The organism is Fundidesulfovibrio terrae (assembly GCF_022808915.1).
GTDB lineage: Bacteria > Desulfobacterota > Desulfovibrionia > Desulfovibrionales > Desulfovibrionaceae > Fundidesulfovibrio > Fundidesulfovibrio terrae.
In genome coordinates, this window is the sequence record NZ_JAKZFS010000004.1 from 399,178 (window position 1) to 419,708 (window position 20,531).

Below are 20,531 nucleotides of genomic sequence, written 5' to 3' on the forward strand. Positions count from 1 at the left end.
GTTGTAGCTACAGTTTTGTTAACTCCTCGTCAACTCTTGCGATTCAGCGGACGTTGTCCTGGAGGAATTTCTGGATCGCCTTGGTGCAGTCGGGGAAATTGACGATGTCGTTGTGTCCGGCCAGGGGCACCCTGACCCGCAGCTTGCTCCCGGCCCAGGCGTCGTACAGGGCGTCGGACCGTGCATCGGAGATGACGCCGTCCTGGTTGGCCGTGATCACCATGGCCGGAGCCTGGGCCTTGGCGGCGTCGGGCAGGGCGTTCCAGCGCTCCTTGAGCAGGAGCGACACCGGCAGGTAGGGGTAATGATCCTTGGCCACGGCCAGGATGGAGTCGTAGGGCGTCAACAGCACCGCCCCAATGACCTCGCGCTCGGCGGCCACGTGGGCGGCCAACCCCGAACCCAGGCTGCGCCCCATGACGAGTCCCTTGCCGCCGGTCATGGCCGATGCCTGGTCGAACACCGCAAGGGCGTCCTCCTTCAGCGCGGCCTCGCTGGGGACGCCGGTGGAGCGGCCGTATCCCCTGTAGTTCACGGCGGCGATGGACACGTCCGGATAGTTCTTGGCCTGGCGCATGAAGTCCATCACATCCTCTGCGTTGCCGCCGTAGTAGACCAGCACCGGAGCGAGCGAGCGCCCCCGCTTGCGGGGCAGGAACCAGCCCGAGAGGGACTGTCCGTCCGGGGTGGTCACCAGCAGCACTTCCAGGCCGGGCACGGTGTTCATGAGCTCGGTCTCGATCAGGACGTTGGTCGGGAGAGGCTGGTAGAGAAGCGACCCCTGGGTGAAGTAGACGAACGCGGCGATTCCGAGCCAGCAGATGACCACGAGTCCGAGGACAAGTTTCAGCACGCCCATGGCGTCGCCTCCTTGGCGGTGAGGTGGATGCACTCTTCCAGCACGCCGAGGACCATCCCGCACAGGCCGCCGCCCGCGCCGGAAAATCCTCCCGTGCCCGGAGGAGGGCCGAAAAGGTTGGTGCGGGCCTCGCGCAGGCCGCGTTCCGGCACGGCCTCGGGGTCCACCCGCATAAGTGTCAGCGCCAGGCGTTCTGCCAGCAGGTAGCCCGAGAGCCCTGTGGCCAGGAGCTCCATGGTGCGTGAGAACTGTTCGCGGCGGCGCTCGAAGAACCGCAGGGACTCCTGCGACGGTTCAAGAGCCAGGGCCTGGTCCAGCATGGCCAGGATGCCCGAGAGTTGCGCTCCGGGCAAGCCCTGCCGCCAGCCCAGCAGCCAGGGCTCGCGCCAGCTGAGGAGGCCGTGGGCCTCGCCCAGGGTAACCGCGCCCAGCATCAGCGCCATGGCCCGGACCAGGGCCGGGTCGGTCCAGCGGGGCTCCTCGCCGCCGATCCTCCAGGACGGGCAGGCGGGAGCAGACGAGCGCGGCACGGGTGCGCCGGACAGTTCGGCAAGGATGTGCGCGAGCCAGGCGTTGGCCTCGGGCGAGTCGGGGGTTTCCAGGTGGGCGTGGGAGAGCACGTAGCGCCCCTGCCCGAAATTTCCGGCCACGATGCAGGGATCACCCTCGGCGAAGGCCGGGGCCAGGCGCACCCCATACAGGGCCTCCCAGTCCTCCAGGGCCTGTCCGGGCACCAGCGAGAGCGGGATGTCCGCCATCATGAAGCCGGGCCCGGGCCTGCCGTAGGCGGCGACCACCTCGACGGCGCCTTCCATGGGGCGGAATTTCGCGGGCCACCATACCGGGGCCAGGGGGCGCTCGAGCCCCCCGGGGGTATAGGGCGTACGCCTCGGGACGAGCTCCACGTTGCCGCTGGCGAAGTGCTGCAGGCGGTGGGCGAAGGGCTCGCGGGTCCAGGGGCACAAGGCCAGCCCGCCGGGCACGGTGAGCCCCAGGCCAGCCCCGCCGCAGATGCCCAGGTACGACCCACCCCCGGCCACGTAGCGGCGCACGGCCTCGAGCCCGGCCTGGCCGAGGCAGGCGGCCTTGCGGCTGGCGAAGCCGCCCGGCACGGCCAGCACGCGGGGCGGGGCCGCGTCCAGAAGCCCGCCCGCCAGCTCGTGCGCGCGCGTGAGCCGCACCGGCAGGCCCCAGGCGGACAGCGCCCGCAGCATGAGCACGCCCCACAGGTGGGCCTCGTCCCAGAGAACGTAGAGCATGGCCCCCTATGCCCCATCCCGTGGCGGGTGACAATACGGCCCGGGCCGCCAATCACGACCAACCCGGTTTGGATGACAACCGGGGCAAAAAGGGGTATTGCGCCCGCGACCACAACAGGAGCCTCAACCCATGTCCGAGACCACATTAGCCAAGGGCTACGAACCCGAAGAGGTCGAAGCCCGCTGGCTTTCTTTCTGGCAGCAGTCCGGAGCCGGAACCGCCGACCCGGACGCCGACGGAGAACCCTTCTCCATCGTCATCCCCCCGCCCAACGTCACGGGGGCCCTGCACATGGGCCACGCCCTGAACATCACCATCCAGGACATCCTCTGCCGCCACATGCGCCAGAAGGGCCGCAAGGTCCTGTGGGTGCCTGGAACCGACCACGCGGGAATCGCCACCCAGAACGTGGTTGAACGCGCCCTGGCCGCCGAGGGCGGTTCCCGCCACGAGCTCGGCCGCGAGAAGTTCGTGGAGCGCGTCTGGGAATGGCGCAAGGACTACGGCGGACGCATCCTGAACCAGATCAGGCGCATGGGGGCCAGCGTGGACTGGACCCGCGAGCGCTTCACCATGGACGAGGGCCTGTCGCGCGCCGTGCGGGAAGTTTTCGTGCGCCTCTACGAAGAGGGGCTCATCTACAAGGGCGACTACATCATCAACTGGTGCCCGCGCTGCCAGACCGCCCTGGCCGACCTGGAAGTGGAGCACGGCCCGAAAAAGGGCGCTCTCTACCAGATCCGCTACGACCTGGCCGACGGCTCGGGCGCGCTGATCGTGGCCACCACCCGCCCCGAGACCATGCTCGGCGACACGGCCGTGGCCGTGCACCCCGAGGACGAGCGCTACACGTCCTTCGTGGGCAAGATGGTGAAACTGCCGCTCACCGACCGCCTGATCCCGGTGATCGCCGACGCCTACGTGGACCGCGAGTTCGGCACCGGCGCGCTCAAGGTGACGCCCGCCCACGACATGAACGACTTCGACCTGGGCCGCCGCCACAACCTGGACCTCATCCGGGTGATGGACGGCGAGGGCAACATGAACGAGGCCGCCGGACCCGCCTACCAGGGGCTTTCGCGCGAGGCTTGCCGCAAGAAGGTCGTCGAGGATCTCAAAACCCAGGGCTTCCTGGTGCAGGTGGAAGAGCACGACCACTCCGTGGGCGAGTGCTACCGTTGCAAGACCGTGGTCGAGCCCCACGTGTCGCCCCAGTGGTTCGTCAAGGCCGGCCCCCTGGCCGAGGTGGCCCGGGCCGCCGTGGAGCAGGGACGCACCCGCATCGTCCCGGACCAGTGGACCGCCACCTACTACCACTGGCTGGACAACATCCGCGACTGGTGCATCTCCCGCCAGATATGGTGGGGGCACCGCATCCCGGCCTGGACCTGCGAGACCTGCGGCAAGCTCATCGTCAGCCGGGAGGACCCCACGGCCTGCCCCTGCGGCGGCGCGCTGACGCGCGACCCGGACGTGCTGGACACATGGTTCTCCTCGGCCCTGTGGCCCTTCTCCACGCTCGGCTGGCCGGACAAGACCCCGGAGCTCAAGGCCTTCTACCCGACGTCCGTGCTGGTGACCGGCTTCGACATCCTCTTCTTCTGGGTGGCCCGCATGATGATGATGGGGCTGCACTTCATGGAGGAGGTGCCCTTCAAGGACGTGTACATCCACGCCCTGGTGCGCGACGCCGAGGGCAAGAAGATGTCCAAGTCCACGGGCAACGTCATCGACCCGCTGGTCATGATCGGCAAGTTCGGCACCGACGCCCTGCGCTTCACCCTCACCGCCTTTGCGGCCATGGGCCGGGACATCAAGCTTAGCGAGGAGCGCATCGAGGGCTACCGCCACTTCGTCAACAAGCTCTGGAACGCGGCCCGGTTCAGCCTCATGAACCTGCCCGAGGAGATTCCGGGCGTCTCCCTGGAGGGCCAGCTCCCCCTGTCCCACGCCTGGATCCTGCACCGCCTGGAAGAGGTGAAGGCGTCCACGGCCGAGGCCATCGAGGGCTACCGCTTCAACGAGGCCGCCCAGGGGCTCTATTCGTTCCTGTGGCTGGAATTCTGCGACTGGTACCTGGAACTGGCCAAGTCCGACCTGAGCGGCGAGGCCCCCCAGGCCAAGGCCCTGGCCCAGAAGTGCCTGTGGACCGTGCTCTCGGAATTCCTCACGCTCATGCATCCGATCATGCCCTTCGTCACCCAGGAGATCTGGAACCACCTGCCCGGCCACGCCGAGAAGGACCTCTCCAAGGTGCGCTACCCCGAGGCCAGACCCCAGCACCTGAAGCCCGAGGCCGTGGCCCAGATGGGGCTTTTGCAGGAGGTGGTGGTCAGCGTGCGCAACATCCGCTCGGAGCTGTCCATCAACCCCGGGGCCAAGCTGGAGTGCCTGGTGCGCACGGCGGACGCCGCCGATTTGGCCATGCTGCGCGAGAACGAGCGGTTCATCGTGCTGCTGGCCAAGCTCGCGAGCTTCACCGCCGGACCGGACGTGACCGCGCCCAAGGCCTCGGCCAGCGCGGCGGCCGGAGGCAACGCGGTGTTCGTGCCCCTAGCCGGTGCCGTGGACTTCGACGCGGAGCTGGCGCGCCTCACCAAGGAGCTGGCCAAGACGTCGAAGGAGGCCGAGATCGTGGCCCGCAAGCTGGCCAACGAGGACTTCACCGCCAAGGCCCCGGCCGAGGTGGTGGCCAAGGAGCGCGAGAAGAACGAGATGCTGCGCGAGAAGGTGGCCAAGCTCGAGGAGCTCAAGGGCCGCATCGAGAGCCTGAAGGGGTAGCGCGCAGGAGTTGCCTGAAAGACCGGATGATCAAAGCCCGGCCCCGTGAGGGGCTGGGCTTTTTGTTTGTGGCCTACCCACAACGGTTCTCCGGCTTTGAGGCGCGTTGACGGTATCGCGGCACGGAAGTCATTGCGGCAGGGGGATTTTTATGAAGGAATCGAGACTTCGGGCCATGGATTCATCGGCTTCGGCTTTGTCCAGCATGCCTTTCTCCCTCCATGCCTGGGAGCGCAAGGCAAAGGCGTGCGCGGCTTTAGGCGCGATCTCAAGGGCAGTGTCGCAATCCTCGATTGCGCGGTCGAGCTGCCCCCTGTCGATCTCAATCCGCGCACGCCTCAAATATGGCGGCACGAACTTGGGACTTCGCTCGATGATCATGGCGTAATCGGCGAGAGCTCCCTCCATGTCACCTTTTTTTTCCTTGATGCGTCCGCGATAAAAATACGGGCTCGGATCGCCGGGATTGCGTTCGAGGGCTCTTGTATGCTCGGCGATGGCCAAGTCGAAACCTCCATCCTTGTTCAGGATGCTGGCGCGCAGGTAGCTGGCGCCTGTATTTTTGGGATCCAACGCGAGGATTGCGTCGCAGTCCGCAAGAGCTTTGTCGAGATCACCCTTTTTGTCGAAAACCATTGCCCGGGAGTGGAGCGCGGGTATTTTATTGCCGCCAAGATCAAGGTAAGCGTTGAGGTCGGCAAGGGCTTCGTCAAATTTTTCTTCGGACATAAATGCAGTTGCACGCTGAAAGAATGCTGCGGCATAGCCTGGATCGAGTTCAAGTGATTTGGTAAAGTCGACGATGGCTTGATCACGATCATGTTTCGTGAAACGGACAAGGGCTCGATTGTAGTACAAGACGGCGTTTCCCGGCTGGAGTTCAATGGCCTTGTTGTAATCGTCCAAGGCCTTGTCCGGGGAGGATTTCTTCAACCAGGCACTCGCCCGGGAGTTGTAGTATACCCAGGCATCCGGCTTGAGTTCGATGGCTTTGTCATAGTCGGCGATGGCCTGATCATGATTTCCCCAGATCTGCTCTATGCATCCTCGCGCATGGTAGGATACATGGTCGCCCCCGGTCAGTTCGATGTATTTCGAATAATCGGTCAGGGCATCCGCGAACTGCTTCGCAGCTTCCCGGGCGATCCCCCGGTATTTATGGGCCGCGCCGTAGTCGGGCTTGAGTTCGATGGCCCGGGAGAGGTCTTCGATGGCCTGACCAAAGTCACCTTTAGCCAGCCAAACCCTCCCTCTGTTGGTGAACGCCCCGTGAGAAGGGCTGATCGAAAGGCTCGTATTAAAGCTTTCAATGGCCTTGTCGAAGTCGTTTGCGCCCATGAGTCCGCAACCGCGCGCATACCAGGCGTATGCTGAGCGCGGCCACAGTTCGACGGCCTTGGCGCTGTCGGAGAGTGCTTGGTCGATATCGCCCTTCTGTCGCGAGACCAACGCCCGGGACGCATAGGCGTCAGCATAGCCGGGGTTGGCTTCGATGGCCTTGGTGAAGTCAGACAGGGCTTGATCGCGATTTCCTTTCGTGTCCCAGACAAGTCCTCGGTTACGGTAGGCCATGTGGTCCTTAGGGTCGAGTTCGATGGCCTTGTCGAAATCGGCCAGGGCCCGGTCCAGATCGCCTTTGTCATACCATCCGTTCGCCCGGTTGTTGAATGCAGCGCTATAATCCGGTTTGAGTTCGATGGCTTTGGTATGGTCGGCTATTTGCCGGTCGTGGTCGCCCAGCTCCTCCCATGCGTTGCCTCGCTTCAAATAGAGCATCGCTTCGTCCGGCTTGAGTTCGATGGCCTTGTCGTAGTCGGAGATGGCCTGCCCGTATTGCTTCGAGAGAACGGACGCGAAGCCCCGTTGAAAGTACGCCTCCCAGTCGCCGGGAGCCAGTTCGATGGCTTTGCCGGCGTCAGCGATCGCTCCCTGGTAATCCCGCTTGAGAAAGAGGAGGGAGCCTCTGGATTTGTAGAGCCGCGCGTTGTCCGTCTTGTAGGAAATGATTCGCGTGAGGTAGGCGATATCCCGATCCATGTTTGCTTTCGGTGCTACACCGCTGGGCATCGCCTGGTTCGTTTTCTCGTCGTAGGGGGTGAGCTGGACAGCATTGTGGTAGTCGGTGCGGGCTCCTTCGAGGTCGCCGGTGAGTTCTTTCAGCGATGCACGGCTGTAGTATGCCGAGACGTCCCTGGGGTGATGCCGGATGGCAAGGGTCAGATCGGAGATGGCCTTGTCGGGTTCGCCTTTCATGAACCTGGCAAAGGACCTGTGCCTGTAGGCCAGGGGGTGGTTCGGCATGAGTTCCACCGTGGCGTTGTAATCGAGGATGGCCTTGTCGAAATCCCCCTTCATGTCCCAGGAGAAGCCTCTCAGGAAATGCGCCTCCGGGTCCTTCGGGGAGAGGCGCAACGCCTCGGTGAAGGCTGCGATGGCTTGGTCGTATTGCTCGGAATTGAAAAGCTGCTTCCCTTTGTTTTTGCACGCCTCGGCTTCCGTGGGGATGGCGCCGGACTGCCCCGGTGGAAGGGTCGACGCCTGCGGCGGCGCGGCATCCTGTGCGGCGGCAGGCACCGGCAGAAGCAGCGGGACTAAGCAGAAAAGAAGGCAGGCCGCGAGGTGCGCTGGAAAAGGCATGGGCGCTCCGGATGGCGGCCTCGGCATGAGAGGTTGTCCGCACGTATCATAACGTGCCGCCATCATGAATTCGATGTTGCCAGTCGAATAGCATCGAATTCATGATGAGACAACGGATGTCATATTCCTGTTGCACGCGTTATAGCGCTCAGAAGGGCGAAACCGATTGAGGGTCCAGGGGGATCATCCCCCTGGCGGGTCCGGGCAGGGCCCGGCGGGGTATGGGGCTTAAGCCCCATCTAGCTCTTAAGCGCCTTCTCCATGCGCTCCAGCGCCTCTTCTTCCGTCAGCCCCCGGCCTTTGGCGATCATGGCCAGGTTCTCCTCGGCGTCGGAGCCACGCAGGTACAGCGCGTCCACGGGCGGGCCGTCGAACGTTGCCGCCTGGCTGGCGCGTGCCAGGGCCTCGGGCGTGGGGTTTTCCATGGGAAGAAGCGTGACGCCGGGGATGTCCGCGAAGGCGTCCTGATTGCGGCGAAGCCCTGTCCCGAGCGCCACCACGCGGGCCAACGCGGCGCGACCGGCCAGCGCCTCGCGGGCCTCGGCCGTGGAGAGATCGCGCGGGGGGCCGAGCGGCGCCAGGGCGTCGCCGTCCGTCCGCGCGAACCCCTGGTGGTAGACCCGCGCGGTGCGCGAGTGGGTGAGCACGTGGATTTCATCGAACCCGCGCGTATCCCGCGAATCCGCGAGGGCGCTTACGGCCAGAAGCGGCAGGTAGTCGATCCCGGCCATGGGGAGCCCGCGCGCCAGGCTGAACCCCGTGGCGAAGGCCAGCCCCAGGCGCAGGCCCGTGAAGCTGCCGGGGCCGCACACGCAGGCCACGCCCGTCAGCCGCACGGGGAAGGGCCGGTCCGCCGGGCCCTGGACGCGGCCTCCGGGGCCGAGCGAGCCCGCTTCGGATGGGTCCGGATCCCACGCGCCGGACCGGCCGTCCAGCTTGAGCATCCGGGTCACGGCCGGGGCCATCACCTCGTTCATGCGCCCGGCGCAGTGCTCCTCGAAAACCGCCGCCACCCGCCCGTCGTCCGAAAGGACGAGCTGCAGGGTCTCCTCGGCGGTGTTGACCGCCAGGATCACTTGGGTCCGCCGGTTATGATGCGCAGGATGTCGTTGGCCGTGGCCATCACCATCAGGGCCATGAGCAGGGCGAAGCCGATCTTGGTGGTCACGCCCCGGATCCTCTCGGGCACGGGACGGCGGAAGACGGTTTCAATGGCGAAGAAGAGGATGTGCCCGCCGTCCAGCACCGGGATGGGGAGCAGGTTCAGGATGGCCAGGTTCACGCTGATCATGGCCGTCAGCGTGGCCAGGTGCGAGATCCCCTGCTCGGACTGCTTGCCCACCAGTTCAGCGATCATGATGGGGCCGCCGAGCGAGGACATGGGCACCACGCCCATCACCAGCTTGTAGAACACCTGCCACGTAAGGGTTGTCACTTCCCAGGTCTGGCGCAGGCCCTCGTCCAAGGCGGCCAGGGGGCCCAGCGGGATGTTGACCGACTCCTGGGTGGAGCGGATGCCCAGGATAGGCTTCTTGATGTCCTCGCCGAAGATGTTCTTCTGCCCCACCATGTCGGGAGTGATGGAAAGGTCGATGGTTTCGCCGTCGCGGCGAAGCGTGAGCGCCAACGGCTTGCCCTGGCTGGCCTCCACGCGGGACTGGAGCTCGCGGAAATAGGAGATGGCCTGGCCGTCCACGGACAGCACCCTGTCGCCGGAGTGAAGCCCCGCGCGCTCGGCGGCGCTGTTTTCCGTCACCTGCCCCACGGCGGCCGGGGTCTCGAAGCGCCCGTAAGCGTAATACATGGACGCGTAGAGCGCCCAGGCCAGCACCAGGTTGAAGATGGGGCCCGCGGCCACGACCAGCATGCGCTGCCAGGCGGGACGGCGCACGAACCAAGTGTGCGGGGGGAATCCCACCGTGGTCTCGTCGTCCTCGGAATCCTGGGCCACCAGTTGCACGTAGCCGCCCAGGGGCACGGCGGACACGCGGTATTCGGTGTCCCCGGAGGTGAAGCTCAAAAGCTTGGGGCCGAACCCCAGGGAGAAGGTGCGCACGCCCATGCCCAAGAGCCGGGCCAGCAGGAAATGCCCCAGTTCGTGAATGAAGATGAGCACGCCGATGACGACAACGAAGGAGAGGGCCTTGCCCAGAAAGTCGATCATGTGGTTCCTGTGAGGTATGCGGCCACGGCACTGCGGGTGGCCTGGTCAACCTCCATTATGGTCATGAAATCCGGGTCGTCCAGTCCCTGCTGCCTGTCCAGGGCCCAGGAGACGGCGCGGGCGATGTCCGTGAAGCCGATTCGGTCCTTGAGGAAATATTCCACGGCCACCTCGTTGGCGGCGTTCAGGGCCACGCAGTGGCCCGGGCTCTCGGCCACGGCCTGCCTGGCCAGGTTGAGGCAGGGGAAGTCGTCCGCGCGCGGCTCACGGAAGGTGAGCGTGCCCAGGGCCGCCAGGTCCAGGGGAGCGATCTTGAGCGGCAGGCGGCTGGGGTAGCACAGGCAGTAGGCGATGGCGATGCGCATGTCGGGCTGGCCCATCTGGGCCAGGAGCGAGCCGTCGCGGTAGGCCGCCAGCGAGTGCACGATGGACTGGGGATGCACCAGCACCTTCACCCGCTCCTGGGGCAGGCCGTAGAGCCAGCAGGCCTCGATGACCTCCAGCCCCTTGTTCATGAGCGTGGCCGAGTCGATGCTGATTTTCGCGCCCATGGACCAGTTGGGATGCTTCAACGCCTGGGCGGCGGTGGCGGAGGCCAGGTCGGCTGCCGGCCATTCGCGGAATGGGCCGCCCGAGGCGGTGAGGATCAGGTGGTCCACGTCGTCGCCGGAGTGCCCGGCCAGCGATTGGAACAGGGCGTTGTGCTCGGAGTCCACGGGCAGGACCACCGCCCCGGACTCCCGGCAGGCCCGGCGGATCAGGTGCCCGGCCAGGACCAGGGATTCCTTGTTGGCCAGGGCGATCACCTTGCCGGACTGCGCCGCCGCCAATGTGGGCGGCAGGCCCGCCGCGCCCACGATGGCCGAGAGCACCACCTGCGCCTCGGGCAGGGCCGCCAGGGTGACGTAGGCCCCGGGGCCGTGCAGGATCTCCGGGCTGTATCCGGCCGGGAGCATCCCCTTGAGCTCTTTGGCCCCGCCTTCGTCCAGCACCGCGAGATAGCGCGGGCGGAAGCGCGCGGCCTGCTCGGCCAGGCGCGTGACGTTGCGCGCCCCGGCCAGGGCGGTGATCTCGAACTGGCCGGGATGGTCGGCGGCCACGGCCAGGGCGGACTCGCCGATGGAGCCGGTGGCCCCCAGCACGCACAGGCGGCGGGGGAAGGAGGGGAGGTCCTGGGCCTTGGGCAGGGGGGATATGTAGTCGATCATAGGTACTGCGTCAGGTTGCGGGCCAGGGCGAATACGAGGATGGCCGGGATGAGTCCGTCGGCGCGGTCCAGGATGCCGCCGTGCCCGGGCAGCAGGTTGCCGGAGTCCTTGATGCCGGCCGCGCGCTTGAGCGAGGATTCCATGAAGTCTCCCATCTGGGAGGCAGCGGACATGGCCGCGCCCAAAAGCGCGAAGGCGGGCCAGGGGGTCTTGCCCCACAGGGCGGCCGCCACCAGGCACACGGCCACGGTGGTCGCGAGGCCGCCGATGCTGCCCGCCCAGGTCTTCTTGGGGGAGACCGAGGGCCAGATCTTCGGGCCGCCGATCAGGTGCCCGGCGTAGTAGGCCCCGGTGTCCGTGGCCATGACCGCGGCCAGCACCAGGGCGGTCTCGCCCGGGCCGAAGGCGGTCAGGAACTGCAGGCTCCCGGGGATGTACAGGAGCGTGGCCGCCGTGAGCCAGCGCGGCGGGCCGTCCCGACCGGCCTGCTTATGGAACAGGCGCGAGAACTCCTCCAGCCAGAAGGCGGCCAGGGGCACGGACAGGGCTGCCGCCGGGCCCACGCGCCAGCCCAGCCACACCGTGAGCGCGCCAAGCGCCAGGGCCGCGCCGCGCACGCACATCCCCGCGCCGGGGAAGAGGCCCAGGAATTCCCAGGCACCGGCAAGGGACGCTGCCAGCACCAGCACGAACAGAGGCCATCCCCCGGACCAGACGCACAGCGCCAGGACCGGTAGGCCCACGGCCGCCGTGAGCAGTCGGGAACGGTGCGAACTTGCGGCCATCAAGCGCCCGGGCCGTAGACTTTTTCGGGATCGAAGACCTTGGGCGAGCATTCGCGGGCTTCGCCGTCCGGTCCGAGCTCGGAGAAGAAGCAGGAGCGGTAGCCCGTGTGGCAGGCGGCTCCGCCGATCTGTTCGATGAGCACCACTATGGCGTCGCGGTCGCAGTCCAGGCGGATGGACTTGACCTTCTGCACGTGGCCGGAGGTGCCGCCCTTGTGCCAGAGCTTGCCCCGGCTGCGGCTCCAGTAGTGGACCTCGCCGGTCTCAAGGGTTTTCTCCCAGGCCAGGTCGTTCATGTAGGCCAGCATGAGCACTTCGCCGGAGGCGGCGTCCTGGGCGATGGCCGGAATCAGGCCGCCGCCTTTTTCGAAATCGGGTTTAAGCATGTCTCGTCCTTTTGAGTTGCGCTGGGGCACCCTAATTGCCGCCCACGGGCAGGGTCAAGACCGGGGCGTTCTTGGGAGGGTCGGCCGATTGCAGGGCGAAGATGTTGAGCATGAGCTGGAACACCTCCTTGGAGCGGCTGTCCTCGTTTCGGATGAAGTACCACCAGCCGCCGTGGTTCACGGCCACGTAGGCGTCGGCCGGGTGGGTGCGCGAGGAGCGGATGTCCATGATGTCGGAGAACTGGGAGCGCAGGTCGAAGGCCGCCTTTTTCGCGACGAGCTCCTTGGGCGTCTCGATGCCTTGGGACAAAATGTCCATGGCCCGCAGGCAGTTGCGCAGGCTGAAGGGCACCACGGTGATGCCGTTGTCCTCGCCCGCCACCGTGGCCAGCTCGTGCTCCTTGACGTGCACCAGGCGCAGCTTGGCCACGTGGTTGCCGTGGGCCGTGACCGTGGTCTTGATCTCCATGCCGATGAGCTCTTCGATCTTTTTGCGCAGGACGTCGTCCTTGAAGCGCATGGTCATGAGGGTGATGTTGGGCTTGTCCTTGCCGGGCGAGACGGTGACGATGTCGAGCTCGCCCCTGTCGTCCATGCGTCCCATGATGTCGGAGAGCTCCAGGATCTTGCGGTGGGTGTCGGCGTCGAAGTATCCCGCGCGGCCGTCGACGAAGAAGTCCTGCCGGCCCATGCGCGTGACCAGGATTCGGACGAGGTATTCGATGTCCCATCCGGCGCGGTAGAGCACCACGAAGCGCTCAAGGTCGATCTCGGCCAGGAACTGCTGGGCGTAGGTCTGGCCCTGGAAGGGGGTGTAGGTCACGGTGGGGGAGTCGGAGTACTGGGCCGAGATGCTCGGCGCGTAGGAATAGTACACGCCCTTCAGGAAGTCGCGCTGATCCGGGAAGGTGCCGGTGGCGGTGCCCGTGACGTTATAGTTGAAGGTGGAGGCGATGGAGCCCACCTGCAGGAAAAGCGGCTGCTCGAAGTATTTCATGCGCACGAGGTTCAGGAGCATCTCCTCGTTGGAGGAGCGCTGCACGGCCAGGTTGTAGTCCATGCGCGTGGCCGGGAGCTTGGCCGGGCCCAGGGAGCAGCCGGAGCATGCAATAAGGGCGAGCAGGCAGGTCAGGAGGGCGAGGCGGTGCGTCATGGTGAGTCCTTGGCGTATATTCAGGACCCCATAGCCTTGTTGCCCCGGCCGGGCAAGGGAAGGCAGGCGTTGCCGGGAGCGCTGAAAACGGGCAGGAGAGCGGGAACTTTCTTCGTCCGAGCGTCTTTTCATCCGTGCAATTCCTATGAAGGAGGCCGTCGTGCGCGCGATTCTCGTCCTGCTGCTCCTTGTGGCGTCCGTTCTCCCCGTGTCGGCGGCCGGGCCGGCCGAGCCGGTGGTCATCGGCGTGGTGTACAACCTCACGGGGGCCATGGCCTCCCTGGACGCACCGGGCTATGAAGGCATGAAGCTCGCCGTTGCGCGCATCAACAAGCGCGGCGGAGTGCTCGGGCGCCCCGTGGTCCTCGAGGTGCGCGACGCGGGCTCCGACGTGGAGCGCTGCCGCGATGCGGCCGGGGAGCTGGCCGGACTCAAGGTGGCGGCAGTGGCGGGGCTGAACGACTCGGACTACGCTCTCGTGGCCGGTGAGGCCGTGACGAAAAAGCGCGTACCCTTCCTCGCGGCCGGGGCCACGCTGCCCACCCTGCCGAGGATGCTCGGCCCCTATTACTTCATGACCTGCTTCGGGGACGACGCGCAGGGCAAGGCCCTGGCCAAGTTCGCCCTACGGCGCCAGGGCGTGGATTCCATGCTCGTGCTGACGGACCGCGACCTGACGTTCACCACGGCGCTCTCGGGCTATTTCATCAAGGGGTTCACCACGCGCGGCGGCGCGGTGGCCGCCCGCCTGGGCTTTTCCTCCGGCCAAGCCCCGCCGGGCCTGGCCGAGGCCGCGCGGAGCTGCGCTGCGGCCGGAACGTGCAAGGGGGTTTTCGTGTCCGGATCCCCCGAGGACGCGCAGCCCCTGGTGAAGGCGGTCCGCGCGGCGGGTTTCGCCGGGCCGGTCTTTTCCGGCGACGGGTTTGACACTCCGTTGCTTTCGGGGGTCGCGGACCAGGCCGGGCCGGGGATTTTCTTTTCCACGCATGTGTCGTACGACAGCCCGCGCCGGCAGGTCAGGGAGTTCGTCGAGGCCTGGACGGCCGCGTACGGCTCAGCGCCGGCAAGCGGATTCGCGGCCCTGGGCTACGACACCGTGGGGCTGATAGCGGACGCGGTGCGCCGGGCGAAGACCAGCGATCCCCAGGCGGTGCGCCGGGCGTTGGCCGCCACTCGGGCCTACCCCGGGGTCACCGGCGACATCGGCTACCCCGAGGCCTTGTGCCCGCCGCTCAAACCGGTGGCGGTCATGCGTTTCCAGGGCGGCAAGCGGGCGTTCGAGGCCGAGGTTTTGCCCTAGATATGGCCCCTCCCGGGGTTGTTCCGTTTTTTCACAAGCGGAACGACGATACGGGCAACCCCGGCTGCTGCTGGATCGTCGGGCTGGAAAATTCAGAAAAATCCTGCCCTAAGGCCATTGGCGCGTTGACGGAAAGCGCGCCCCTGTGCTAGGCCATCCGCACTTGTGAAGCAAAGCACGAATGCCGCGGTGTCCGGCCGTTTTCCGGAAAGGGCGCCGGGGAGGTTTCGTTGATCTTTAAGAATCGGGACAAGGGTACCTGGGACGGCATCGAGAAGGCCGCCCTGATGGGTACCAACTTCGTGGCCCACACCGTGGTCGGACTGGTGCTCGGATACTACTGCGACAAGTGGTTCGGCACCGCTCCCTGGGGGCTGCTCTTCTGGCTGATCCTGGGCATCGTGGCGGGATTCCGCACCATGTACCTGGACGCCATGAAGGTGAGCAAAACCCAGACCCTGCCCAAGGCGGGCGGGGAGAAGGCCCCCGAGACGGCCAAGGGAGCTTCCCCGGAGACTCCCAAGGCGGCCGCCCCGGACGACGGTCACGACAAGGGGAAAGGGGGCTCGGGCAATGCGTAGTCAGCTCGACCGGCTCCTGGCCCAGTTGGGGTTCCACCACGCCGAAGGACGCGCCCTGCTGCGCGACCAGATCGTGATGGCCCTGGTGACCAGCCTGACGGCGCTCGTGCTCTCGGGTCTGGGGACCTGGGGAGTGGCCTACGCCTGCGGGGCGTTTTTGGTCACGGTGAATTTCTGGTGGATGGTGCGTTTTGCCCAGGGCCTGCTGACCAGCACGGCCGGCGCCGTGGGCGGGGCGTTTTTTCGGTTCTTCGTGCGCCTGGGTATTACCGGCGCAGGTCTGTATGTGATGATTGTGGAGGCCGGGTGGCCCGTGTGGGCGATCCTGGCCGGCATGTCCACGGTGATGGTGACGATTTTGGTGTGGGGGGCCCTGCGAAGGGCCGGGTCTAATAGCGCGAAGGAGGCCTAAGGGTATGGCTGGCGGGTTGGATCATCCGGTTCTGTTTTTGGAGTTGGCGGCCAAAGGTGCGGGGCTTCACATCCCCAACGAAGTCCTTTTCTCGTGGCTGGCTATTGCCGTGCTGCTCACCTTGGGACTCATCACCTCTTCCAGTCTCAAGATGGTCCCCGGGGGCCTTCAGAACTTCTTCGAGTTCGTCATCGGCGGGCTTGAGAACTTCATCATCGAAACCATGGGCGAGGACGGACGCAAGGTCACCCCGATCCTCGTGGCGATCTTCCTCTATATCCTGACCTGCAACTTCATGGGCCTGGTTCCCGGCTTCGACTCTGCCACAAACAGCGTCAACCACAACGCCGCCATGGCCCTGTTCGTTTTCATCTACTACAACTACTGGGGCATCAGGAACTGGGGTCCCGGCTACATCAAGCACTTCATGGGCCCCATGCCCGCTCTGGCTCCGATGATGATCATCCTCGAGTTCATGAGCCATCTGGCCCGGCCCCTGTCGCTGACCCTGCGACTGTTCGGCAACGTGCGCGGTGAAGAACTGGTGCTCATCCTGCTGTTCATGCTGGCGCCCATCTTCGCCACGTTCCCGCTGTACTTCCTGTTCATGCTGGCCGACTTCATCCAGGCCTTCGTGTTCTTCATGCTCACCCTGGTCTACCTGAAGGGAGCCTTCGAGCACGCCCACTAATCTTGGGGGAAATGGTCATCTGACCAAACAACATAACTTATTGAGGAGATTATCCATGCGTAAGACTCTGCTCATCGCCCTGAACACCGTTGCCATGCTCGGCCTTGCTTCCCTCGCCTTCGCCGCTGACGGCGCCGGCTCCGTGGGCCCCATGGCCGCCATCGGCTCCGCCATCGGCATGGGCCTGGCCGCCCTCGGCTGCGGCATCGGTCAGGGCATCGGCGTGAAGGGCGCTTGCGAAGGCATGGCCCGCAACCCCGAGATCGGCGGCAAGCTGACCACCACCCTGATCCTGGGCCTGGCCTTCATCGAATCCCTGGCCATTTACGCCCTGGTCGTCTGCCTGATCCTCATGTTCGTGAAGCCCCTGGGCGCCTAATCACGAAGCCTTCGACCGGGAGGCCCGCCTTGGGCCTCCCGGTTTTTTTCGGCGCGGCTCGCCGCGCAAAAAACCAAAGCGAAGCGAAGACGTGAAAAGCGAGCACATCCCCCGCGCAACCATCCAGCGACTCGCCCTGTACGTTCAGGTGCTCGAGAGCTTCCGCCGCGAAGGTTCGGAAGTGCTCTCCTCAGAGGTCCTGGCCAAGGCTTGCAACGTCAACCCATCCCAGATCCGCAAGGATCTCGCCTATTTCGGCGAGTTCGGCGTGCGAGGGGTGGGCTACTTCGTTTCGGACCTCATCTCCTCCATCAAGCAGGCCTTGGGCGTGGACCGCGTCTGGAAGGCCGCCCTGGTGGGCGTGGGCAACCTGGGCAAGGCGCTTCTTCGCCACCAGGATTTCCAGCGCAGGGGCTTTCACATCGTGGGCGCTTTCGACTGCGACCCCTTCAAGATCGGCGAGGAGGTCTCCGGCCTCGAGGTCATCTGCTCGCGCCGTCTCAAGGAGAAGGTCGAGGAGCTGGGCATCGAGATCGGCCTCATCACCACACCGCCCGAGCGAGCCCAGCGCGCCGCCAACTACCTGGTGGATTCCGGCGTACGCGGCATCATCAACTTCGCCCCCTCGCGCATCAACGTGCCCGATTCCATCCATGTGGAGTACGTGGACTTTTTCCACCACCTCTACGCGGTGGCCTTCAACCTGACCCTGGACAACAAGAACCGCTGACGGCACAAGGGGACGTGGCCCGCCCAGGCGGCCCGGACGGCCCGATTCAGGTGTGAGCCCGTCGTGTCCGCCGCGGCGCCTTCCGGTGAACGCATCATACGGGCAGGGCCTCGGTGAATCACCGCGCTCCGGGAGGTTCTATGTCCCCGCTTGTGGTCCTGCTCACCGATTTCGGCCTGTCCGACCCCTATGTGGGCCAGATGAAGGGCTCGCTCCTGAGCCACGCGCCGGAAACCAGCATCGTGGACCTGAGCCATCAGGTCGAACCCTTCAACATTCTTCAGGCAGGGTTCTACCTGGCGTCCAGTCGCGAACACTTCCCCCTGGGCTCGGTTTTCGTCTGCGTGGTGGACCCGGGCGTGGGCGGGGAACGGCGCATCGTGCTGCTGGAAAAATACGGACAGTGCTTCCTGGCCCCGGACAACGGGCTTCTGGGCCTGGTGGCCGCCTCGGGCGGGCCGTGCATCCTGCGCGACGTCTCCCTGCCCTGGCGCGGCCAGGCCAGTGCAACGTTCCACGGGCGTGACCTCTTCGCCCCGCTGGCGGCCCGGCTGACCCGGGGGGAACGCCCTGAATCCCTGGGTGAAGAGGTCAATCCTCACTCGCTGGAGCGCCTGCCCGGCTGCGACCCGGCGCTGCTTGCCGAGGGCGTCCGGTCCACGGTGCTGCACGTGGACCGCTTCGGCAACTGCATCCTGAACCTGGACATCGGCGGCTGGCAGACCACGCTGGGCAAGGCCCGGCGCATATCCCTGGCGGGACCCCGGACGCTCCCCTTGCGGCCCGCGCTCACCTATTCCAGCCTGGAGCCTGGAGAGGTGGGGATCATAGCGGGAAGCCAGGGATACCTGGAACTGGCCATGAACCGCGATTCGGCCGCGCGCAGCCTCGGGCTTGATCCCGGCGCAACCCTGGACATCTTTCTGGAGAAACGCTGACCCATGCATCCGCATTCCTTCGCCCACGCCCTGTCCTTCCTTACCCGCCTCGCTCCGCCCAGGATTCTCGACAAGACCGACTTCCCCAGGACCCTGGTCTGGTTCCCCCTGGTCGGCTTGGCCGTGGGGGCCCTGGCCGTGCTGCCCTCCTGGCTCGGCCTGTTTGCCGCTTATCCCTGGCTGCAGGGCTGGGTCGTGGCCGGACTTGCTTTGTGGCTCACGCGCGGCCTGCACGCCGACGGCCTGGCCGACATCGCCGACGCCTGGGGCAGCGCGGCTACGGGCGAGCGCTTCTGGGCCATCATGAAGGACAGCCGGGCCGGACCGTTCGGGGTCATCGGGCTGGTGATGGTGCTGGCTGGGCAGGTTCTGGCGTTCGGATACCTCGCGGGGCAGGGACGCCTGGGCGCGGCCTGCTGGTGCTTCGTCCTGGGACGGACTTTGGCGCTCGCGGCCTTGCGCCTGTGCCGCAAGCGCGTGCGCCCGGGGCTGTCCTCGCTCTTCGCGCCCGGAGCCACAATGGGCACGTTGGGCGTTGCCCTGGCCCAAGCCGTGGTCCTGGGGCTGGCCCTGGCCGATCTGCGCACAGTGCTGTGCGGACTTGGCATGGCAGCGCTGGTCCTGGTATTTCTGGTCAGGCTCTCCAAGAAGCAGCAGGGATTCAACGGCGACTTCATGGGCGCGGCCATCATGCTGGGCGAGCTGGCCGGAGCCCTGGCCGCGCTGGCGTAAGAGGGAAGAGCCTCCGACGACCAGAGAGGGCGCTGCCCATTCAGGGCTCTTTTAGCATTCCTAATAGCTTCGAGCTTATGTTCGAGGTCCTGCGGCAAATCGTGGAAAGGCGGGATCAATCCGCCTCGGCACATGATACCACACGGTTGCGACCGCCGGTCTTGGCCGCGTAGAGGGCCTTGTCCGCGCGGGCCAGCACTGTTGCCAGATCTCGGTCGTCACCTGAAGCGGCGGCCGCGCCGATGCTCACGGTGACGGCGAGTGGCTGCGTCCCGATGTCCACGAGGTTTTCTTCCACGGCCGCGCGCAGCCGCTCGGCCAGATGCAAGAGCATCTCCAGGTCGCAGTCCGGGGCCAATACGGCGAACTCTTCGCCTCCGTACCGGGCCAGCACGTCCGATTCACGCACTTCCCGGCGCAGAACACCCGCCACATGGGCCAGCACAGCGTCCCCGGCCGCGTGGCCGTAGGTGTCGTTGACCGCCTTGAAATGATCCAGGTCCAGCATCAGGGCCGAGCAGGGCCGTCCGCCCCTGCGGCAAAGCGCCATGATCTTGCTCCCTTCGTCCATGAGCCTGCGGCGGTTGGACAGGCCGGTGAGCTGGTCCGTGACGGCCATGTCCTCCAGTTTCGCCATGGAGGCGGCCAGTTTGCCCGTCAGGTTCCTGAACGCTGAGTAGAGGACGCTCACCTCCCGCACGGCCGGGCTGGGATCGGGCAGGAGGCACCGGGGACGATCGCTTTCCTGTTCGTCCATGCATTCGGCCAGCCGGGCGATGGGACGGCTGATGCGCCTTGCCGCCAGCAACGCAGCGGACACGGCCACCAGGATGTTGGCTGCCCCCGCCGCCACCAGGGTCCGCACCACGATGGCGAAGCGACGGGTGGCCTGGTCCTCGGCTTGCCTGCCGTAATCCATGTTCAGTTGCTCGATGAGCTGAAGGCTGTCGGTCATGGTGGCGAAAACCGGCGCGGCTTCCCGGGCCAGCACCGTGGCCTCGACGTGGAGGCCGTCGCTCTTCATTGCCGCGATCCGCCTGCTCAGGGCCAGATAGTTCGATTGTGCCGTGCGGTAGGCTCTGAAGGCGTCGCGCTCGGGCGAGGTGGCGAGCAGCGGTTCGATTTCCGTGTCGGCCCGGATGATGCGGGTCCGCTGCCTGGCCATGCGCCGCGACGCTCGCGCGATGTCGCCGTCCGAATCGGCGAGCACGCCGAGCAGTTCCAGGCGTCGGAGTTCGGCGTTCATGCGCATGAGCGCCCCGGCGGCCTGCACCGTGGGCATCCAGTTTCCGCCGAATTCCGTCAGGGATTCGCGAACTTGCGAGAATTGGAACATCCAGGCCGCCTGAAAGGCCGCATTGATTGCGATGATGACTGCGGACAAAATGAGAATTGTGTGGTACAGGCGCATTTCAAGCTCCCATTCCATCTTCATGCCGCCCGGTGTCTGTGAGGTCAAGGAGTCCGGGCCGGGAAAGGGAACCGGGATAAAAATCATCTTTTTTATCCTGTGTGTGACACAGGTCACATCGGGA

Annotated in this window: 18 protein-coding genes and 1 pseudogene; 9 read left to right on the top strand and 10 right to left on the bottom strand. The window is 65.9% G+C overall.

Features of this window, described 5'->3' with window-relative positions:
• Positions 1–43: 43 nt before the first annotated feature.
• Together ML540_RS14610 and ML540_RS14615 are read right to left on the bottom strand one after the other, a co-directional pair.
• Positions 44–859 (bottom strand): alpha/beta hydrolase, encoded by an 816-nt coding sequence (locus tag ML540_RS14610; protein WP_243362643.1) that lies wholly within the window; start codon positions 857–859, stop codon positions 44–46.
• Positions 847–2,118 (bottom strand): biotin--protein ligase, encoded by a 1,272-nt coding sequence (locus ML540_RS14615; RefSeq protein WP_243362646.1) that lies wholly within the window; start codon positions 2,116–2,118, stop codon positions 847–849. The genes ML540_RS14610 and ML540_RS14615 overlap by 13 nt, the downstream gene beginning before the upstream one ends.
• Positions 2,119–2,248: 130 nt before the next feature.
• Between ML540_RS14615 and ML540_RS14620 the strand changes: the two genes are divergently transcribed.
• Positions 2,249–4,900: a valine--tRNA ligase gene (locus tag ML540_RS14620; protein WP_243362658.1), complete on the top strand. Its 2,652-nt coding sequence runs from the start codon at positions 2,249–2,251 to the stop codon at positions 4,898–4,900.
• Positions 4,901–5,029: 129 nt separating this feature from the next.
• Here the strand turns inward: ML540_RS14620 and ML540_RS14625 are convergent, their stop codons facing one another.
• The 7 genes from ML540_RS14625 to ML540_RS14655 all read right to left on the bottom strand — a co-directional run bounded on the left by ML540_RS14625 (position 5,030) and on the right by ML540_RS14655 (position 13,233).
• Positions 5,030–7,537, bottom strand: a complete 2,508-nt coding sequence (locus ML540_RS14625; protein WP_243362660.1) for a tetratricopeptide repeat protein — start codon at positions 7,535–7,537, stop codon at positions 5,030–5,032.
• 239 nt (positions 7,538–7,776) lie between these two features.
• Positions 7,777–8,613: a tRNA (adenosine(37)-N6)-threonylcarbamoyltransferase complex dimerization subunit type 1 TsaB gene (gene tsaB, locus ML540_RS14630; RefSeq protein ID WP_243362662.1), complete on the bottom strand. Its 837-nt coding sequence runs from the start codon at positions 8,611–8,613 to the stop codon at positions 7,777–7,779.
• The gene (gene rseP, locus ML540_RS14635) at positions 8,610–9,701 is read right to left on the bottom strand and encodes an RIP metalloprotease RseP (RefSeq protein WP_243362664.1); all 1,092 of its coding nucleotides are present in this window, start codon (positions 9,699–9,701) and stop codon (positions 8,610–8,612) included. The genes tsaB and rseP overlap by 4 nt, the downstream gene beginning before the upstream one ends.
• Positions 9,698–10,909, bottom strand: a complete 1,212-nt coding sequence (locus tag ML540_RS14640) for a 1-deoxy-D-xylulose-5-phosphate reductoisomerase (RefSeq protein ID WP_243362673.1) — start codon at positions 10,907–10,909, stop codon at positions 9,698–9,700. The genes rseP and ML540_RS14640 overlap by 4 nt, the downstream gene beginning before the upstream one ends.
• Complete coding sequence (locus tag ML540_RS14645; protein ID WP_243362675.1) at positions 10,906–11,694, bottom strand: phosphatidate cytidylyltransferase; 789 nt, start codon at positions 11,692–11,694, stop codon at positions 10,906–10,908. The genes ML540_RS14640 and ML540_RS14645 overlap by 4 nt, the downstream gene beginning before the upstream one ends.
• Positions 11,694–12,080: a phosphoribosyl-AMP cyclohydrolase gene (hisI, locus tag ML540_RS14650; protein WP_243362677.1), complete on the bottom strand. Its 387-nt coding sequence runs from the start codon at positions 12,078–12,080 to the stop codon at positions 11,694–11,696. Before hisI ends, ML540_RS14645 begins: the two co-directional genes overlap by 1 nt.
• 31 nt (positions 12,081–12,111) lie before the next feature.
• On the bottom strand, positions 12,112–13,233 hold the full coding sequence (locus ML540_RS14655) for a hypothetical protein (RefSeq protein WP_243362688.1): 1,122 nt from the start codon (positions 13,231–13,233) through the stop codon (positions 12,112–12,114).
• Between the two features lie 160 nt (positions 13,234–13,393).
• Here ML540_RS14655 and ML540_RS14660 point away from each other — a divergent pair, with 160 nt between their 5' ends.
• The 8 genes and pseudogenes from ML540_RS14660 to ML540_RS14695 all read left to right on the top strand — a co-directional run bounded on the left by ML540_RS14660 (position 13,394) and on the right by ML540_RS14695 (position 18,996).
• Complete coding sequence (locus tag ML540_RS14660; RefSeq protein WP_243362691.1) at positions 13,394–14,533, top strand: ABC transporter substrate-binding protein; 1,140 nt, start codon at positions 13,394–13,396, stop codon at positions 14,531–14,533.
• A gap of 230 nt (positions 14,534–14,763) precedes the next feature.
• Positions 14,764–15,114 (top strand): AtpZ/AtpI family protein, encoded by a 351-nt coding sequence (locus ML540_RS14665; RefSeq protein WP_243362692.1) that lies wholly within the window; start codon positions 14,764–14,766, stop codon positions 15,112–15,114.
• Positions 15,107–15,526 (top strand): ATP synthase subunit I, encoded by a 420-nt coding sequence (locus ML540_RS14670; RefSeq protein ID WP_243362702.1) that lies wholly within the window; start codon positions 15,107–15,109, stop codon positions 15,524–15,526. The genes ML540_RS14665 and ML540_RS14670 overlap by 8 nt, the downstream gene beginning before the upstream one ends.
• A 4-nt stretch (positions 15,527–15,530) precedes the next feature.
• The gene (gene atpB / locus ML540_RS14675) at positions 15,531–16,217 is read left to right on the top strand and encodes a F0F1 ATP synthase subunit A (protein ID WP_243362704.1); all 687 of its coding nucleotides are present in this window, start codon (positions 15,531–15,533) and stop codon (positions 16,215–16,217) included.
• Positions 16,218–16,272: 55 nt separating this feature from the next.
• On the top strand, positions 16,273–16,596 hold the full coding sequence (atpE, locus tag ML540_RS14680) for an ATP synthase F0 subunit C (RefSeq protein WP_243362707.1): 324 nt from the start codon (positions 16,273–16,275) through the stop codon (positions 16,594–16,596).
• A gap of 85 nt (positions 16,597–16,681) precedes the next feature.
• Positions 16,682–17,326, top strand: a pseudogene (locus ML540_RS14685) (redox-sensing transcriptional repressor Rex); the annotation flags it as partial.
• 140 nt (positions 17,327–17,466) lie between these two features.
• Positions 17,467–18,264, top strand: a complete 798-nt coding sequence (locus ML540_RS14690) for an SAM hydrolase/SAM-dependent halogenase family protein (protein ID WP_243362711.1) — start codon at positions 17,467–17,469, stop codon at positions 18,262–18,264.
• 3 nt (positions 18,265–18,267) lie between these two features.
• On the top strand, positions 18,268–18,996 hold the full coding sequence (locus tag ML540_RS14695) for an adenosylcobinamide-GDP ribazoletransferase (protein ID WP_243362713.1): 729 nt from the start codon (positions 18,268–18,270) through the stop codon (positions 18,994–18,996).
• A gap of 115 nt (positions 18,997–19,111) precedes the next feature.
• Here ML540_RS14695 and ML540_RS14700 read toward each other — a convergent pair whose 3' ends face one another.
• A complete protein-coding gene (locus tag ML540_RS14700; RefSeq protein ID WP_243362715.1) occupies positions 19,112–20,332 on the bottom strand; it encodes a GGDEF domain-containing protein in 1,221 nt (406 codons plus the stop codon).
• Positions 20,333–20,531 lie beyond the last annotated feature (199 nt).

Excerpts from the sequence above, each read along its gene's own strand:
- ML540_RS14655 (WP_243362688.1), bottom strand. The coding sequence starts at position 13,233 with ATGACGCACCGCCTCGCCCTCCTGACCTGCCTGCTCGCCCTTATTGCA.
- ML540_RS14645 (WP_243362675.1), bottom strand. The coding sequence starts at position 11,694 with ATGGCCGCAAGTTCGCACCGTTCCCGACTGCTCACGGCGGCCGTGGGC.
- rseP (WP_243362664.1), bottom strand. The coding sequence starts at position 9,701 with ATGATCGACTTTCTGGGCAAGGCCCTCTCCTTCGTTGTCGTCATCGGC.
- ML540_RS14700 (WP_243362715.1), bottom strand. The coding sequence starts at position 20,332 with ATGTTCCAATTCTCGCAAGTTCGCGAATCCCTGACGGAATTCGGCGGA.
- ML540_RS14620 (WP_243362658.1), top strand. The coding sequence starts at position 2,249 with ATGTCCGAGACCACATTAGCCAAGGGCTACGAACCCGAAGAGGTCGAA.
- atpE (WP_243362707.1), top strand. The coding sequence starts at position 16,273 with ATGCGTAAGACTCTGCTCATCGCCCTGAACACCGTTGCCATGCTCGGC.
- ML540_RS14695 (WP_243362713.1), top strand. The coding sequence starts at position 18,268 with ATGCATCCGCATTCCTTCGCCCACGCCCTGTCCTTCCTTACCCGCCTC.
- ML540_RS14610 (WP_243362643.1), bottom strand. The coding sequence starts at position 859 with ATGGGCGTGCTGAAACTTGTCCTCGGACTCGTGGTCATCTGCTGGCTC.
- ML540_RS14625 (WP_243362660.1), bottom strand. The coding sequence starts at position 7,537 with ATGCCTTTTCCAGCGCACCTCGCGGCCTGCCTTCTTTTCTGCTTAGTC.
- ML540_RS14640 (WP_243362673.1), bottom strand. The coding sequence starts at position 10,909 with ATGATCGACTACATATCCCCCCTGCCCAAGGCCCAGGACCTCCCCTCC.
- hisI (WP_243362677.1), bottom strand. The coding sequence starts at position 12,080 with ATGCTTAAACCCGATTTCGAAAAAGGCGGCGGCCTGATTCCGGCCATC.
- atpB (WP_243362704.1), top strand. The coding sequence starts at position 15,531 with ATGGCTGGCGGGTTGGATCATCCGGTTCTGTTTTTGGAGTTGGCGGCC.
- ML540_RS14670 (WP_243362702.1), top strand. The coding sequence starts at position 15,107 with ATGCGTAGTCAGCTCGACCGGCTCCTGGCCCAGTTGGGGTTCCACCAC.
- ML540_RS14690 (WP_243362711.1), top strand. The coding sequence starts at position 17,467 with ATGTCCCCGCTTGTGGTCCTGCTCACCGATTTCGGCCTGTCCGACCCC.
- ML540_RS14615 (WP_243362646.1), bottom strand. The coding sequence starts at position 2,118 with ATGCTCTACGTTCTCTGGGACGAGGCCCACCTGTGGGGCGTGCTCATG.